At 73.8% G+C, this 15,872-nt stretch carries 14 protein-coding genes; 12 read left to right on the forward strand and 2 right to left on the reverse strand.

Features of this window, described 5'->3' with window-relative positions; genetic code table 11:
- Window positions 1-30: 30 nt before the first annotated feature.
- The 8 genes from AC0693_RS12170 to AC0693_RS12205 all read left to right on the forward strand — a co-directional run bounded on the left by AC0693_RS12170 (window position 31) and on the right by AC0693_RS12205 (window position 8,513).
- Window positions 31-303, forward strand: a complete 273-nt coding sequence (locus AC0693_RS12170) for a DUF3253 domain-containing protein (RefSeq protein WP_469316772.1) — start codon at window positions 31-33, stop codon at window positions 301-303.
- Between the two features lie 153 nt (window positions 304-456).
- Window positions 457-1,248, forward strand: coding sequence for a TIGR04222 domain-containing membrane protein (locus AC0693_RS12175; protein ID WP_478801653.1), 792 nt, complete (start codon window positions 457-459; stop codon window positions 1,246-1,248).
- Between the two features lie 196 nt (window positions 1,249-1,444).
- Window positions 1,445-3,514, forward strand: coding sequence for a phosphocholine-specific phospholipase C (locus tag AC0693_RS12180; protein ID WP_478801654.1), 2,070 nt, complete (start codon window positions 1,445-1,447; stop codon window positions 3,512-3,514).
- 705 nt (window positions 3,515-4,219) lie between these two features.
- Window positions 4,220-5,740, forward strand: coding sequence for an ATP-binding protein (locus AC0693_RS12185; protein ID WP_478801655.1), 1,521 nt, complete (start codon window positions 4,220-4,222; stop codon window positions 5,738-5,740).
- Window positions 5,741-5,742: 2 nt separating this feature from the next.
- Window positions 5,743-6,150 (forward strand): roadblock/LC7 domain-containing protein, encoded by a 408-nt coding sequence (locus AC0693_RS12190; RefSeq protein WP_468465812.1) that lies wholly within the window; start codon window positions 5,743-5,745, stop codon window positions 6,148-6,150.
- Entirely contained in the window at window positions 6,147-6,506 is a 360-nt protein-coding gene (locus AC0693_RS12195) for a DUF742 domain-containing protein (protein WP_468465810.1), read from the forward strand. The genes AC0693_RS12190 and AC0693_RS12195 overlap by 4 nt, the downstream gene beginning before the upstream one ends.
- Window positions 6,487-7,107, forward strand: coding sequence for a GTP-binding protein (locus AC0693_RS12200; RefSeq protein ID WP_478742085.1), 621 nt, complete (start codon window positions 6,487-6,489; stop codon window positions 7,105-7,107). Before AC0693_RS12195 ends, AC0693_RS12200 begins: the two co-directional genes overlap by 20 nt.
- A complete protein-coding gene (locus AC0693_RS12205) occupies window positions 7,104-8,513 on the forward strand; it encodes a cytochrome P450 (RefSeq protein ID WP_468465806.1) in 1,410 nt (469 codons plus the stop codon). Before AC0693_RS12200 ends, AC0693_RS12205 begins: the two co-directional genes overlap by 4 nt.
- A 44-nt stretch (window positions 8,514-8,557) precedes the next feature.
- Here the strand turns inward: AC0693_RS12205 and AC0693_RS12210 are convergent, their stop codons facing one another.
- The gene (locus tag AC0693_RS12210; RefSeq protein ID WP_478801656.1) at window positions 8,558-9,643 is read right to left on the reverse strand and encodes a terpene synthase family protein; all 1,086 of its coding nucleotides are present in this window, start codon (window positions 9,641-9,643) and stop codon (window positions 8,558-8,560) included.
- A gap of 68 nt (window positions 9,644-9,711) precedes the next feature.
- Window positions 9,712-10,650, reverse strand: a complete 939-nt coding sequence (locus tag AC0693_RS12215) for an SAM-dependent methyltransferase (RefSeq protein ID WP_478801657.1) — start codon at window positions 10,648-10,650, stop codon at window positions 9,712-9,714.
- Between the two features lie 731 nt (window positions 10,651-11,381).
- On the opposite strand from AC0693_RS12215, the gene AC0693_RS12220 reads away from it, so the two are divergent.
- From AC0693_RS12220 to AC0693_RS12235, 4 genes are read left to right on the forward strand one after another with little or no spacing between them, the layout of a single operon-like run.
- Entirely contained in the window at window positions 11,382-12,989 is a 1,608-nt protein-coding gene (locus tag AC0693_RS12220; protein ID WP_478801861.1) for a PP2C family protein-serine/threonine phosphatase, read from the forward strand.
- On the forward strand, window positions 12,986-14,074 hold the full coding sequence (locus AC0693_RS12225; protein ID WP_469335629.1) for a cobalamin B12-binding domain-containing protein: 1,089 nt from the start codon (window positions 12,986-12,988) through the stop codon (window positions 14,072-14,074). The genes AC0693_RS12220 and AC0693_RS12225 overlap by 4 nt, the downstream gene beginning before the upstream one ends.
- Window positions 14,071-14,496, forward strand: coding sequence for an STAS domain-containing protein (locus AC0693_RS12230; protein WP_469335631.1), 426 nt, complete (start codon window positions 14,071-14,073; stop codon window positions 14,494-14,496). Before AC0693_RS12225 ends, AC0693_RS12230 begins: the two co-directional genes overlap by 4 nt.
- Window positions 14,497-14,551: 55 nt before the next feature.
- Window positions 14,552-15,802: a hypothetical protein gene (locus AC0693_RS12235; protein ID WP_478801658.1), complete on the forward strand. Its 1,251-nt coding sequence runs from the start codon at window positions 14,552-14,554 to the stop codon at window positions 15,800-15,802.
- Window positions 15,803-15,872 lie beyond the last annotated feature (70 nt).

Here is a 15,872-nt window from a genome sequence, read left to right on the forward strand (position 1 = left end):
TCCCCGTCCCCGTCGTTGGATACTGGGGGAGTGAGCGAGAGCGAGCGGCAACCGGACCGGCGTTTGGAACGAGCCATCCTGGAGCTGCTGGAGCGTCGCGGCCCCACCGCGACGATCTGTCCCTCGGACGCCGCGCGGGCGGCGTACACGGGGGACGACGACGGCTGGCGGGCCCTCATGGAACCGGTGCGCCGCGCGGCCCGCCGACTGGTCACGGCCGGCGAGGTCGAGATCACCCAGGCGGGCCGCCCGGTCGACCCGTCGACGGCCCGCGGCCCGATCCGCATCCGCCGCGTCCGCTGACACCACGGCGCCTTCGCTGACACCGCCGCCCCCGCGCCCGTCGGCACCACCGCCGCGGCCGTGCGCCGCCCGGCCGGTCCGGGCGGGCGGGCGCCGACGTGCGGGCTTGGGGCGGCGTAGGGCGGGGGAGGGGAGAGGGCGGGGGGTGTTCGCATGGACGTGACGGGTGGGATGCCGGCTGCCGCGGCATGGGTCCTGGTGGTGCTCGCCTGGGTGGCGCGGTTCGCCCGGGGGCGTGCGCGGCCCCTGGGCAGGGCCTTGGCGCCGGTCGACATCGGGCTGCTGCGCGACGGCCCGGACGGCGCGGCCCAGACCGGGCTGGTGGAGCTGTACCTGGTCGGCGCGGTGGCGGCGGTCGTGCGGCAGGGCGCCCGCGGGGTCGATGCGCGGCTTCCCCCGCAAGGCTGCTCCGAGGTGGCCCGCGCCCAGTACAGCGTGCTGTACCGGGCCACGCACCCCCGCCGCCTGCGGCAGGCCGAGCGGGTGCGGCAGACCATCAGGGAGACGGCCCGCGAGCTGGAGAGCGCGGGGCTGCTGGTGTCTCCCGCCCGGCGCCGGACCGTACGGGCCCTGCTGCTCCCGGTGTTCGCCGCCGTACCCGTGTGGGCCGCAGCCGGTGGCCGGGAGGCCGCGTGGCTGTGGCTCGCCCTCCTCGCCGACGCCGCCGCGCTCGCGCTGGGCGCCCGGATCCGGCGCACCCCGCGCGGTACGGGGCTGCTCGTCCGACTGCGCCAGGACTACGCCGCGACCCGCCGGGCCACCGAACGGGACGACCCCCGCGCGCTGCTGCTGAGCGTGGCCGTCTTCGGCGCCCCCGCCCTGCGCGCCCAACTCCCGCGGTTCACCGAGGAGAGCGGCCTGCTGACCCGCCCGCCGCGCGAACCCATGGACCGCAGCGGGCGCGGCGGCTGGCACCCCTCGCCGGGCGGGTGCGGGGCGAACTGAGGGCGGCTTCGGCGGTCGCCGGGTGCGCACCGATACCACCGCGCGCCCGTTCCCGTGGCCGAACTTCGCAGGAATCCGACTGACGTTCGCCTGGCGTATCCGCCGCCTTCACGTCAGGCTCCCTGTCCGGTACCCCGCGCACGATGTCCTGGGGGCGCTCCGCCACTTCTCGATCGAAGTAGAGGTCCCTCCCGCCATGGCAGAACTGAACCGCCGCCGCTTCCTCCAGCTCACCGGCGGCGCCGCCGCCCTGACGCTGCTCAACGACAGCATCGCGCGCGCCGCCGCCCTCCCCGCGCGGGGCACGACCGGCACCATCGCCGACGTCGAGCACATCGTGGTCCTGATGCAGGAGAACCGGTCCTTCGACCACTACTTCGGCGCGCTGCGCGGCGTCCGCGGCTTCGGTGACCCGCGCCCCGTGACGCTGCCCAGCGGCAAGCCCGTGTGGCACCAGGCGGACAACGCGGGCAAGGAGACGCTGCCCTTCCGGCCGCCGTCCGACGACCTCGGCATGGAGTTCCTCCAGGGCCTCAACCACGACTGGGCGGGCGGCCAGAGCGCCTTCAACAAGGGCAAGTACGACAACTGGGTGCCCGCCAAGACGCCGGCCACCATGGCGCACCTGACGCGCGAGGACATTCCGTTCCACTACGCCCTCGCCGACGCGTTCACCGTCTGCGACGCCTACCACTGCTCGTTCATCGGCTCGACCGACCCCAACCGCTACTACCTCTGGTCGGGCCACACCGGCAACGACGGCAAGGGCGGCGGACCGGTCCTCAACAACGCCGAGGCCGGGTACGGCTGGACGACGTACCCCGAGCGCCTGGAGGCGGCCGGGATCTCCTGGAAGGTCTACCAGGACGTCGGCGACGGCCTCGACGCCGCCGGCTCGTGGGGCTGGATCAAGGACGCCTACCGGGGCAACTACGGCGACAACTCGCTGCTGTACTTCAACAACTACCGGGGAGCCCAGCCCGGTGACCCGCTCCACGAGAAGGCCCGTACCGGCACCGACGCCAAGGCCGGCGAGGGCTACTTCGACCGGCTGCGCGCCGACGTCGCGGCGGGCACCCTGCCCCAGGTCTCCTGGATAGCCGCCCCCGAGGCCTTCAGCGAGCACGCCAACTGGCCCTCCAATTACGGCGCCTGGTACATCGCGCAGGTGCTGGACGCGCTGACCTCCAACCCCGAGGTGTGGGGCCGTACCGCGCTCTTCATCACCTACGACGAGAACGACGGCTTCTTCGACCACGTCGTCCCGCCGTACGCCCCCGCCGGCGCCGCCCAGGGCCTGTCGACCGTGCCCACCGCCCTCGACGTCTTCCCGGGCAAGCCCGGTTACGTCGCCGGACCGTACGGCCTGGGTCCGCGCGTCCCGATGCTGGTGGTCTCGCCCTGGAGCACCGGCGGCTACTCCTGCTCCGAGACGTTCGACCACACCTCCGTCATCCGCTTCATGGAGCAGCGCTTCGGGGTCACCGAGCCCAACATCTCGCCCTGGCGGCGGGTGGTCTGCGGCGACCTGACCTCCGCCTTCGACTTCGCCCGCAAGGACACCGGTGCGGCGCCGCTGCCCGACACCGGACGCTGGGAGCCGCAGGACCGCGACCGCCACCCCGACTTCCTCGCCACCCCGCCCGCCGTGGCGACGATGCCGCGCCAGGAGAAGGGGTCGTGCCCGACCCGCCCGCTCAAGTACGCCCCCTACGTGGACGGCGCGGCCCTCACCGGCGAGGGCCGGTTCCGACTCACCTTCAGCGGTGGCCAGGACCTGGGCGCGCAGTTCTACGTCACTTCGGGCAACCGGGGCGACGCGCCCTGGACCTACACCACCGGGGCGGGCGCCTCGATCACGGACACCTGGAACACCGCGTACTCGGCGGGCGTCACCGACCTGACCGTCCACGGCCCCAACGGTTTCCTGCGCGGCTTCCGCAACCCCGGCACCACCCCCGGGCCCGAGGTCACGGCGCGCCACAACGCCGCCACCGGCGACCTGGACCTGACCCTCACCAACGCCGGCGCGGCGCCCGCGATCCTCACGGTCAGCAACGCCTACGGCGGCGGCCCCAAGCGCCTCACGGTCGCCAAGGGCGCGACGGTCACCCACACCGTCTCCCTGAAGAACACGCGCCGGTGGTATGACGTCACGGTCACCGCGTCGCAGACCCCGGACTTCGCCCGCCGCTTCGCGGGCAAGGTAGAAACGGGCAGGGCGGGTCTCTCGGACCCGGCCATCCGCACCCAGCAGTCCTCCTGACCCGCACCCGTCACCCGTCCCCCGTCATACCCCGCCACGGCGGGGCATGACGGGGGACGTGGTTCAGCTCGCACAATGCGCCGACCGGTCCGCATTGCCGCAGACGGCGACGTCCCATTCCACCTCCGCGCCTTTGCGGCGCGACCTGCACATCCCCGTGGTGCCCTTCTTCGCAGCCACGTCCGCCCGGCACGCGGCGGTGACCTCTCCCGTCGCGTTCGCCGGGGCGCAGTTCTTCTCGCGGCGTGCGTGCTCCGGCTTCGCCGCCCGCAGCGCATGGGCCGCGGGTGACGCCCGGGGACCGCCCTCCGGGTCCGATTCGGCCCGTCCTTGCTGGTCACCGCCCGTGCGCCGCAGTCCGTACCGCACCCCGACGGCCGGGCGGGACGTGCCGGGGGCCGCCCCCATAGCGCATGTGCGTCCGGGATGCCACCGGCCGATATCGCGGATGCGGCCGGAAATTGACGGATCGAACGTTCGAATTCCCTTTCCAAGCCCTGGCGGATACGCCGTGGACCTCCCGCTATGCCGCCGACTCCGGCGCGCGGAGGCCGTTCCGCGCGGAAAGACGGCGCCGTCAATGGCGCATACCGGGTCCTCCGGTCCGATGAACTCCGGCGAAAGTCCTCATGACGGCCGTGGGGCGTAGTTAAGCTCCCGCCCACCGGTCAGAAGATCTCTTATTTCGATGGTTCGAGGACGCCGATGGAGCAAAAAGATATTCCGCCCGAAGCCGCCCGCCCGGAGGTGGGAACGAGCCGGATACTGGCCGCGATCGCTGCCGTCGCCACGGCATGCCTGGTCGGGGCGCTGGCTTCGTCCTCGGAACCGGTCCGCACCGGCTGGCTCGCCGTGGGCGCGGCCTGCACCGCCGCCGCCCTCGCCGAGGCGCTCCGGCGCGGGCGCGCGCTCACCTCGCGGCGCGCCGAACTGGGCGCCTTACGGCACACCCTGGCGCGGCAGGAGTCCGAGGCGGTCCGGCTGTCCCAGGTGGTGCTTCCCGAGGCGATCGAGCGGCTGCGCAGGGGCGAGCTGCCCGAGGACGTGCTGACCTCCCTGGGCGGCCGCGGCGGCCAGGGCACCCGGTGGGGCGACGACAGAGCCCTGACCCCGACCTTCAGGGGCGCGCTCCAGGACGTACTGGCCCACGTGATCGACGCGGTCGACAACGAGGAGAGCCTGCGCGACTCGGCCCAGCGCGCCTTCGTCAACATCGCCCGCCGCGTCCAGGCGATCGTCCACCAGCAGGCCCACGAGATGCGCGAGATGGAGGACCGGCACGGCCACAACCCCGATGTGTTCGGCGACCTCCTGCGGCTCGACCACGGCACCGCCCTGATCGGGCGGCTCGCCGACTCCATCTCGGTCCTCGGCGGATCACGCCCCGGCCGCCAGTGGAGCCGGGCCGTCACCCTGTACAGCGTGCTGCGCGGCGCGATGTCGCGGATCATCGACTACCAGCGCGTGGAACTCCACTCGGTCTCCGAGGTCGCCGTCGTCGGCCCCATCGTGGAGCCGCTCATCCACACCCTGGCGGAGCTGCTGGACAACGCCACCCGGTACTCGCCGCCGCACACCCGGGTCCACCTCACGGCCGTGGAGGTGCAGTCGGGCATCGCCGTCGAGATCGAGGACGGCGGCCTGAGCATGAGCGAGGAGGCCCACCGGCGCGCGGAGAGGATGCTCGCGCAGGCGCAGTCGGGCATCGACCTCAACGACCTCGGGGAGACGCCGCGGCTCGGCCTCGCCGTCGTCGGCCGCCTGGCGCAGGCGTACGGCTTCCAGGTCTCCCTGCGCTCCTCCGCGTACGGCGGCGTCCGCGCGGTGGTCATCGTCCCGCAGCACCTGATCACCATGGCGTCCGCGGCGACCGGCCTCGCCCACGGCATCGGCTCCTCCTCGGGGCCGAGGGCCGTCACCGCCTCGCGGGCGCGCTCCGCGCAGCAGATGGAGATCACCGGTCCGCTGCCCCGGCGGACCGTCGCCCCCCGGGCGGTGCCCGACGACGGCCCCGCACCCGAACGCACGGCGGGCGGCTTGCCGCAGCGGCGCCGCAAGGACCGCGCCACCACCTCCGACCCCTGGCCGGCCGCGCAGCCGCAGTCGGCCCAGGACCCCGCACCCGGCCTGTGGCTGGAGGCGTTCCACAGCGGACTGTCCGGCGAGTCCGGCCATGACACCGAGGGCCCCCAGGACGCGTCGGGCTCAGCGACCAGAGGGGCATGACGATGATGACTCAGCGAAGCAGCATGGACTGGATGCTGAAGGACCTGGCCGCCGGAGTGCCCCAGACGCGGCACGTGATCGTGCTGTCCGCCGACGGGCTCTGCGTCGCGCAGTACGGCGCCGAGACCGACACGGCCGACCGCCTGGCGGCGGCCTGCGCGGGGCTGCAGAGCCTCGCGGGGGCCGTCGCCGCCGAACTGCCGCGCTCCGGCGGCAGGATGCGGCTCGTCGTGATCGAGATGGACGGCGGGTTCTTCTACCTGATGGCCGCCGGGGACGGCTCCTATCTCGCGGTCCTCGCGGACGAGGGCGTCGATGCGGGCCTGATGGGCGCACAGATGCGCGCCCTGGTGTCCCGCATGGGCGACCACCTGAGCAGCCCACCGCGACATGACGGGCTACCCGCGTGAGTGAACCGCCCGACAACTGGGAGACCGCCAGCCCCGAACGGCTCTACGTCATCACCGGGGGACGCAGCGGCCCTTCCACCGCCGTCGACCTGGACCTGGTGACCCTCGTCGTCGCCAAGGTGGCCGCCCGGCCCGAGATGCAGCCCGAACAGGCGGCCATCCTGCGTATGTGCCAGTCACCGCTGTCGGTGGCCGAGATCGCCGCGTACGCCGGTCTGCCCGTGAGCGCCGTCACCGTACTGGTCGGCGACCTGATGGCCACGCGCCGCGTGCAGATCCGGCCGCCCGTTCCCGCCGCGCAGCTACCCGACCTTGCTCTGATCGAGGCAGTGATCGATGGACTCCAGAAACTCTGACACGCTCGCCGGGCCGCGCGACGCCGACATATTGCCGCAGACCGCCGTGGCCGCCGTCAAGGTCGTCATCGTCGGCGGTTTCGGGGTGGGCAAGACGACGATGGTCGGCGCGGTCAGCGAGATCAAACCGCTGACCACCGAGGAGACGATGACCCGGGCCGGCATCGGCGTCGACGACACCCGGGGCGTGGCGCGCAAGACCACCACGACCGTGGCCATGGACTTCGGCCGCATCAGCGTCAACGAAGAGCTCGTGCTGTACCTGTTCGGCACCCCGGGACAGGAGCGCTTCTGGTTCCTGTGGCGCGGGCTCTTCGAGGGCGCGCTCGGCGCCGTCGTCCTCCTCGACACCCGGCGCCTCGAAATCAGCTTCGACGTCATCGGACGGCTGGAGGAGCGGGGCGTGCCCTTCGTCGTCGCCGTCAACTCCTTCCCCGGCGCGCCGGACCACCCGCTGGAGGACCTGCGCCAGGCCCTCGACCTGCCCCCCACCGTTCCGATCGTCGTGTGTGACGCCAGGCTGCGGGAGTCCTCCCGCGACGTCCTGCTGACCCTCATGCGCTACCTGCACTCCCAGGCAGCGACCCAGGAGGCCACGTGAGCACCCACCCCACCCCGCCGCCCGAGTGCCCCGCCCACGCGGCGGGAGCCGGGGGCGGCCTGTACCGCCTGCACGGGCAGGAGGCCCAGGCCGACCCGCTGGGGCTGTACGAGAAGCTGCGCGCCGAGTACGGATCCGTCGCGCCCGTCCTGGTCAACGGCGACCTCCCGGCCTGGCTGGTCCTCGGCCACCGGGAGAACCTGGAGGTGGCGCGCACCCCCTCCCGGTTCGCGCGCGATCCCCGGGGCTGGCGCGACATGAAGGAGGGCCGGGTGCCCCCCGACACCCCGCTCGGCCCCATGGTCACCTGGGTGCCGGTCTGCAACTTCACCGACGGCCCCGTCCACGAGCGGCTGCGCGGAGCGGTGGTCGAATCCCTCGAACGCTTCGACAAGCGGGGCATCCGGCGCTACGTGACCCGCTTCGCCAACCAGCTCGTCGACCAGATCGCGGCCGACGGGTACGCGGACCTGGTGACCTCCTTCTCCGACCAGCTCCCCATGCTCGTGATGACGCAGCTCGTCGGGGCGCCCGACGAACACGGACCCATGCTGGTCAACGCCGCGCGCGACATGCTCCAGGGCACCGCGACGGCCCTCCAGAGCGACCGCTACGTCACGTCCACGCTGGAGCAGCTGGTCGCGGAGCGCAAGGTCCGCCCCGCCCGCGACCTCGCCTCCTGGCTGCTGGAGCACCACGCGAACCTGAGCGACACCGAAGTGCTGATGCACCTGCGCGTGGTGCTGATCGCGGCGTACGAGACCACGGCCAACCTGATCGCCAACACGCTGCGGACCGTACTGACCGACCCGCGCTTCCGGGCGAACCTCTCCGGAGGGCACATGACCCTGCCCGCGGCGCTGGAGCAGGTCCTGTGGGACGACCCGCCCATCAACACGATCATCGGGCGCTGGGCCACCGGAGACACCGTGCTCGGCGACCAGCAGGTGCGGGCCGGCGACATGGTGCTGCTCGGCCTGGCCGCGGGGAACGTCGACCCGCAGATCCGGCCCGATCCGGCCGTCTCCCTCCACGGCAACCGCTCCCACCTGGCCTTCAGCAGCGGACCGCACGAATGCCCCGGCCAGGACATCGGCCGCGCCATCGCCGACACCGGCATCGAGGTGCTGCTGGACCGGCTGCCCGACCTCCAGCTGGCCGTCGACGCGAGCGAACTCCAGTGGCGCGGCACCCTCATGTCGCGCCACCTGGTGTCGCTGCCGGTGGGCTTCGCGCCGCGCCCGGTGCAGCGGGAGCAGCCCCCGGCCGAGGAGCCGGCCGGGCAGCTCCCGCCCGCGCCGCGGCACGCGCTGATCCCGCCGCAGCCGTCGCGGGCGCCCGCGGCCTCCGGACACCGCCGGGGCACCAGCTGGTGGCGCCGGCTGTTCGGCCGCCGCCCGTCCTGACGCGCGGCCGCGGGCCCCGGCCGTCGCCGGCCGGGGCCCACGGCTCAGTCGCGCACCTGCCGCCACCAGGAGGCGAGGGCCGGGACGTCCGGCGGGCCGATGCGCGTGTCGCTGGGCGCGTCCGCGTACCGGAGGTCGAACCGGGCCCCGGCGACCGGGAGTTCGTACCGGTTGCGCGGGCTCGCGTACCGCGGTGCCCGGCTCTGCCACGCGATGGAGCCGGCCACGTAGTGGCCCAACGCCGCCAGGTGGCGGCGCAGTTCCTCGTCCGCGCCCTGCTCCAGCCGGGCCCGGAGCGTGGTGAAGAGGACCATCACCCGGTCCCGCAGGGCCACGGCGGGCGCGACGGCCTCGGCGGGGGAGCAGCGCTCCTGGTGGGCGAGGACGTTGACGAGGTTGATCTCGCGCGGCTCCAGGTGGTCGTCCTTGTCGTAGGAGAACAGGTCGTTGTCCGCGCTGACGACGAAGCCCGCCGCGTCCGTCAGCGCCGTCAGGGCGGGCGAGCGGAGCAGGTCCGTCGGCAGCAGGTCTCCGCGGGCCGCGTCCGACCACGTCAGCGAGAAGCGCGTCCCGTTCGCCAGCGGACCCATCGCGACGAAGTCGTTCAGCGTCGGCATGGTCCCCGCCCCGGCCTGCGCGGCCCGCCAGGCCGCCCCCAGCAGCCAGTCCCGCGTCCCCTCCCTGAACCGGTGCAGGGCGGTGGGGGTGAGCGCGGCATGGGTGCGACGCACCAGGTCCAGCAGCGCACGGGTCATGGGACCCGGTGGCAGCAGGGACGCTCCGGGGTCCTCCAGGGTCCGCAGGAGCCGTACCCCGTGCTCGACGACGGCGGCCGTCCCCACCTCGTCCGCACCCGAGTCCTGCCAGTCGTCCACGGCGTTGGCCCAGTAGTTCCACTCGGTGAACAGCAGCACGGTGTCCTCGTCCCCGGCGGGGACGATGCGGCAGGAGAAGTCGGCGCTGTGGGTGGCCAGCCCCCAGGCGCGCTCCACCGGATCGGGGTACAGGCCGAAGGCGTCCAGCCATGCGAGCGCCCGCGCCTCCACCCGCTCCGCGGCGGGATGGACGAGACCGCGCTCCAAGGGGCAGTAGAAGGCGGGCAGACGCGCACCGAGCCGGGAAGGGCGCACGGAGCCCGGGTAAGGGGGAGTACGGGTCGCGGGAGGACCGGGGTGCGCGGTCAGCGGAGGGCGAGCGGTCATCGGCCGCCCCCGCTCCGGAAGCGCAGCAGCCGCGTCTCCACCGCGTGGTCCCGCCAGAGGCCCACCAGTCTGCCGTGCGCGAGCGTCGACTCCTCCAGCCGGTCGGCGCTCCACGCGCCCGGTGCGCCGCCCCCGTCCGCCGCAGCGCCGGAAGCCGCCCGGAGCCGGCCGAGTTCGGCGGTGTTCCACGCGATGGACTGCACCCAGAATTCGGCGACCGAGTCCGTGACGTCCTCGTCCTGCACCAGCTCGAATCCGGCGGCTTCGGCCGCGATCAGGTAGTCGTCGCGCGCGGCCAGCCGCGTGCGGTAGTAGCCGTCGAGGAAGTCGGAGCACGCCGGGTCGCGCAGGAAGTGCTCCTGGATCCCGAACCATCCCCCCGGCTCCAGTGCCCGGCCGACGACTTCGAAGAGGCGGGCCCGGTCGGTGTAGCCGCTGCTCTCGTTGGCGTAGGCGGCGTCGTAGGCGCGGACGTCGTCCAGGTCGTGCACGTCCGCGAGCAGGGGCCGCACGCGGTCCGCGACACCGGCCTGAGCGGCGAAGTGCCGTACGAGGGGCACGTGTTCGGCGGCGACGGTGAGACCGGTGACCGTCGATCCGTGTTCCTGCGCCCAGTAGAGCGAGGTCCCACCCAGGCCGCAGCCGATGTCCAGGACCCGGCGGGGCGGCGATGCGTACGCGCCCCACGAGCGGGCCGCATGGCCGACTATCCGCTCCTGCGCGTCGACGAGCCGCTGCTGGAGGATGCTCCGGGGGACGGCGCCGGGCGCCGGGGGGCCGTCGGGGTACAGGCCTACGTGGAAGTGCACCCGCGGCCCCGGACCGTACTTCTGCAGGATCTCGTGGGTCTTGCGACTGTAGTAGAGCCGTACCGGATCCTCCGCGGCCGGGCCCTGGTCGCCGACTAAGGCCGACACGAGTGGTGTGACGTGCATGGATGTCCGCCCTTTCGGTGGGGGAGGGCTGGTCTCCGTGACGCGGTGGTGCCCCTTTCGTCGCGTCCGGACCGGCAGACTGTTGAAGCACGGATCATCGTGGCACCTGGCGGGCCGCGCGTCAGCCCACTCGACATGAGGGAATGCATCGATTCGCTCCGGCGTACTCACCGTGCGCCCGGCGCGCGTCGCCGCCACCGCCGTGTCTTCGCGCCCCCGCTTTGCCTCCCGTCGCAGGTGGGGCGCTATGTGCCCGGCACCCGGCGCCCCCGCGCGCGTCCCCGGCGCAACGGCGCTCGCAAGGAGGGGACCACGCACCGGAGCGCCCCTTGGTACAGCGCCTCCGCCCGGAGAGCGCTGCCTGACACGCGCCGCGGGGATATCGGCAGGGTAAAGGGGAAGACGGAGATGTGTGCTTCCCGTGTGCATCCCGTGCCCGATGGCGTGCCGAGGGGGCTCCGGTTGCGAGGAGAGTGGCGAATGGAGGATGGTTGCCGGACGGCAACGGTTTCCCGGTGGCGGTTTTCCGTCAGCGGTTTTCCATCGAGACGATGAGGTGAGGGGTTCGCGCAGCGGGCCCTCGACGTTTGGCGAATTCCACCGAGGTATCCACGAGTACGGGCGGGCCCCCCGGCCCGGCCCCTTCGAGAACGCCCCGCTCCGCAGCGGTGCGCGTTCCCTGGCACGAGGCCCCCTATCCCGTGCTGGTCGCGGATGCCGGGGGGACCCTGGTGGCCCTCAACGGGGCCGCGGGCCTGGTCTTCCCCGGCGCCCGTCCCGGCGCGGCCATGGCGGGCGCGGTACCGGCGTGGCTGTCCTCGGCCCACGCGCGGTGTGCCGCCGCGCTGCCCGCACAGCGGGCGGACGCGGACCGGACGGAGCGGGCGCCGGCCACTGCCCAGGCGCCGGCCACGCTCCAGCCGCCGCTCGCGGCCCAAGGCCCGGTCGGCGACCGGATGTTCGAGGCGCACCCCACCGTGTGCGATGACGGCACGGTGGTGTGGTGGCTGGTCGACGACACCGACCACCGCCTGGCCGGTGAAGCACTGCGGATGGAGCGGGAACGGACGGCCTTCCTGACGGAGGCGTCCAACCTGCTGCTCTCCTCGCTGAACCTGGACCGGTGCATGGACGTCACGGCGCAGATGGCCGCCGAGCACCTCGCCGACGCGGCGCTGGTGATCGCCCCCTCGTCCGGACGCGAGCTGCCGGTGGTCCTGTGCGTCCGGGGCGGCGGCCCGTCGATGACCCGCGTGGCCGCCGACGCCGAAGCGGTGCCGGGCCTCGCCGAGGCCCTCCAGGGCTTTCCGCCCGTCCCCTCCCGCTGGATCGACCCCGCCGCCGCCCCGGAGTGGCTCGTCCCCGAGGGCTTCGGCCCGGTCGGCTCGATCGTCATCACGCCCCTGCCCGGGCACGGCGTCCCCGCCGGCGCCCTGGTGCTCCTGCGCCGCGCCGACCACCGTGCGTTCACCGAGGGCGAGGAGGTCTTCGCCCGCCTGTTCGCCGCCCGCGCCGGGGCCGCGATGTCGGCCGCGCGGCTGTACGCGGAGCAGGCGTCCATCACCGAGACGCTGATGCGCGAGCTGCTGCCCCCGGCGCTGCGCCAGATCTCCGGTGTGGACTACGCGGGCGGCTACCGGCCCTCGCAGGACCACGAGCGGGTCGGCGGGGACTTCTACGACGTGCACCCCGCCGCCGTCGAGGGGGACGCCTCGCTGGTCGTCCTCGGTGACGTGTGCGGCAAGGGCCTGGAGGCGGCGGTGATGACGGGGAAGATCCGCAACACCCTGCACGCCCTGCTGCCGATGGCGGACGACCACCAGCGCATGCTGAGCCTGCTCAACACCTCGCTCCTGAACTCCCGGCACGCCCGCTTCGCGACCATGGTGCTGGCCTCCGCCGCGCGCGAGGGCAACGCCGTACGGCTGCGGCTGAGCAGCGCGGGCCACCCCGCCCCGCTGATCCTGCGCTCCGACGGCCGCGTCGAGGAAGCACCCACCCAGGGCACCCTCGTCGGCGCGCTCCCGCAGGTCACGACGCGCACCGCGCGGGTGACGCTCGCGCCCGGCGACACCTGCGTCCTCTACACCGACGGGATCAGCGAGGCACGCGGCGGTCCGCTGGGCGACACGATGTTCGGTGAGACCCGGCTGCGCCGGGCGCTCTCGGAGTGCGCGGGCCTGCCCGCCCAGGCCGTCGTGGAGCGCGTGCAGATGCTCGCGTCGCAGTGGGTGGGCGCCGGCCGGCACGACGACATGGCCGTCGTCGTGATCGCGGCGCCGCGCACCAACCACCTCAGCATGGTGAACGGCCATACCCGGGGCAGGTTCACGGCATGACGCCCACCCCGACGAACCCCGCGCCCCAGGCGCTCGAAGAGCTGGAGGGCCGGCTGTGGGCCGCCGCCCTCGGCGGCGACGAGCGGGCCGCGACCAGCGCGGTCGGGCACGCCCTGGACACCGGCACGGACCCCGAAGCGCTGCTGCTGGACGTGATCGCCGCCGTCCAGGGCCGGGTCGGCGCGGAGTGGGCCGCCAACCGCATCAGCGTCGCCCAGGAACACGCCGCCACCGCGATCAACGACCGGGCCATCGCCCTCGTCGCCCGGCATCCCGCCGCCCGTACGGATCCCACCCGCGGCCGGATCACCGTGGCCTGCGTGGACGGCGAATGGCACGCCCTGCCGGCCCGGCTCCTGGCCGAGGTGCTGCGGCTGCGCGGCTGGCACGTCGACTACCTCGGCGCCCAGGTCCCCACGCCCCACCTCGTCGGACACCTCCACCGCACCGGTCCGGACGCCGTCGCCCTCTCCAGCTCGATCGCCACCCGCCTGCCCACCGCACACGCGACGATCACCGCCTGCCAGGCCGTCGGCACACCGGTACTCGTCGGGGGCGCGGCCTTCGGCCCCGACGGACGCTACGCCCGCCTCCTGGGCGCCGACGCCTGGGCCCCCGACGCCCGTACGGCCGCCGACGACCTGGCGCGCCGGCCGCTGCCGCGCCCCCGGTCCGCCCACCAGGGCGGCGACGACCTCCCGCACCTCACCGACCAGGAGTACACCCTCGTCGCCCGGACCCGACCGCGGCTCGTCCGGGTGGTCTTCACCGGTCTGGAAGCCGTCCATCCGGCCCTGCGCGAATACACCGAGCTGCAGCGCGAGCACACCGCAGAAGACCTCTCCCACATCGTGGAGTTCCTCGCCACCGCCCTCTACGTCGACGACGAGGACCTCTTCGGCGCGTTCCTGGGGTGGACCGCCGGCATCCTCGCCGCGCGCGGGGTCCCTACCCGGACCCTGCCCCCCGCACTCGAACTCCTCGGCCAGGAGCTGAAGGACTTCCCCCGCGCCGCCCGCATCCTCCGCTCCGGCGCCGCGTGTCTGACCCGTAACCCTCACACCGCCGTCGGGACCCCCGTATGACCAGCCTGCCCTCCAGTTCCCTGCGACTCACGCGGGCCGATGCGCCCGGCACGGTCCGCATCCACCTGCACGGTGACCTCGACCGGCACTGCGCCGCGGCCCTGCTGGACGCCGTCTCCCCCATACTCACCGAGCCCACCGGCCTGGAGGACCTGCGCCTGCACTGCGCGGACCTCACCGCGGTCGACTCGACCGGGCTCTCCGCGCTGCTGATGGTCCGGCGGCTGACCGAGGCGGCGGGCGTCCGCCTCCACCTCGACGACCGGCCGGCCGTACTGGACCGGCTGCTGACGGTCACGGGTACGCTGGACCACCTCACCGCACCGGAGGCCGAGTCCCGTGCCACCGAGCGGGACAGGCATGGCGCCGCTGCGGAAGAGTCCGCACAGGCCCGCTCCCACGGCCCGGACGCCGGCGTCTGACCGACGGGTTGCCACGGTCGCCGTTCACCGACATCGCCACGCGGGGAGGAAGGGCATGTTCTTCGAACCGCCGGAACCGGGAGCAGCCGCACGGCCCTTGCTGCCGGACCGGGGCCGCAAGCGCAACAAGCTCAACGCGTGGGTCCTGGCCGTGGCGTTGGCGGGCATCGCGCTCAGCGGCTGGGCCCTCAAGGGCGAGTACGACGCCTGGCAGGACCGCAAGACGATCGACGAGGCCTGCGCCGGCCTCGTGGATCCGCGTCTGGTGATGCGGCTGGACGGCGGCGTCGACCGGGCGGGCGCCGGCGACCACCCCGGCGGCACCGCGACGGCAGTGGGAATCAGTCAGTACTGCAATATCGACACCCCACGGGAAAGCGACGGGTGGACGCGGGGAGAGCCGCTCTTCCACTTGAGGGTGCACGAACTGCCCAGCGCGTACCCGTTCCATCTCATCGGTCAGGACGACGACCCCTACACGCGCCGCTCCCGGGCCGAGGGCGAGGACGCCGCGGCGCGGGTCGACCGGCCCGCTCCGCATCCCCTCGGCGACGGAGCACTCGGTGACTACGGGAGCCGCGGGGTCACCGTCACCGCCCGCTGCGAGCGGTCCTCGCTCCTGGTCTCCGCCTCCGCCGGATACGCCGACGTCTCCGCCGCCGACCGCCTGCTGCTCGGGCGGATCGCCCGCGAGGCGGCGCTGCGCGTGTCCCACCGGCGCGGTTGCGCAGCCGAACTGCCCCCGCTGCCGCGGGAACTGCCCGCGCCCGCGCTGGACCTCGAACCGGCCGCTTCCGCGCGGGGCACCTGTGCCTGGTACGCGGGCTACCTTCGGGACGCGCGGGACCCGGGACGGCTGCCGGACCGGGCCGTGGGCGCGCCCCTCGCCCCGCGCGCCCGCGGCGAGGCGTGCACGCTGGCCGTGAGCAGCGCGGGGGCGCAGCGGATCCTGGGCGGACTGACCGAGCAGGAACGCGCGAGCGCCCCCCTGCTCGGTGAAGCGCTCCGCAAGGCCCCCGCGTGGATCCGCACGCAGACCTACGTCGGGGACGAGGCGCGCGGGACGTATGTCGGCCCGCTCCCCAGCCACCTGTCGGTCATCGGGCGCACCGCCGGGCAGTGGGGCGGCGACGTCCTCTTCGGATCGGCCACCTGCCAGGGCCGCCCCGCCGTCTTCACCCTGAGGACGGAACGCGCGTACGGCGCCCTGCTGAAGCCGCGCCTCGTCCAGTTGTTCACGGCCTACGCGACCGAGGCGGCGGCGCGGCGCGGCTGCACCGGACTCGCGCTCCCGGGTCCGGCGTAGGCCGGCCGCTGTGCGATGGTCACAGCACTAGGTCCGCCGGTGTGACGGTCGGACGGTGAGCCTGGGAGGA

The organism is Streptomyces sp. NPDC043876, assembly GCF_056435825.1.

What these genes read in the sequence shown, in the direction of transcription:
- AC0693_RS12175 (WP_478801653.1), top strand. Translation starts at nt 457, where the DNA reads ATGGACGTGACGGGTGGGATGCCGGCTGCCGCGGCATGGGTCCTGGTG.
- AC0693_RS12180 (WP_478801654.1), top strand. Translation starts at nt 1,445, where the DNA reads ATGGCAGAACTGAACCGCCGCCGCTTCCTCCAGCTCACCGGCGGCGCC.
- AC0693_RS12185 (WP_478801655.1), top strand. Translation starts at nt 4,220, where the DNA reads ATGGAGCAAAAAGATATTCCGCCCGAAGCCGCCCGCCCGGAGGTGGGA.
- AC0693_RS12190 (WP_468465812.1), top strand. Translation starts at nt 5,743, where the DNA reads ATGATGACTCAGCGAAGCAGCATGGACTGGATGCTGAAGGACCTGGCC.
- AC0693_RS12200 (WP_478742085.1), top strand. Translation starts at nt 6,487, where the DNA reads ATGGACTCCAGAAACTCTGACACGCTCGCCGGGCCGCGCGACGCCGAC.
- AC0693_RS12215 (WP_478801657.1), bottom strand. Translation starts at nt 10,650, where the DNA reads ATGCACGTCACACCACTCGTGTCGGCCTTAGTCGGCGACCAGGGCCCG.
- AC0693_RS12225 (WP_469335629.1), top strand. Translation starts at nt 12,986, where the DNA reads ATGACGCCCACCCCGACGAACCCCGCGCCCCAGGCGCTCGAAGAGCTG.
- AC0693_RS12230 (WP_469335631.1), top strand. Translation starts at nt 14,071, where the DNA reads ATGACCAGCCTGCCCTCCAGTTCCCTGCGACTCACGCGGGCCGATGCG.
- AC0693_RS12235 (WP_478801658.1), top strand. Translation starts at nt 14,552, where the DNA reads ATGTTCTTCGAACCGCCGGAACCGGGAGCAGCCGCACGGCCCTTGCTG.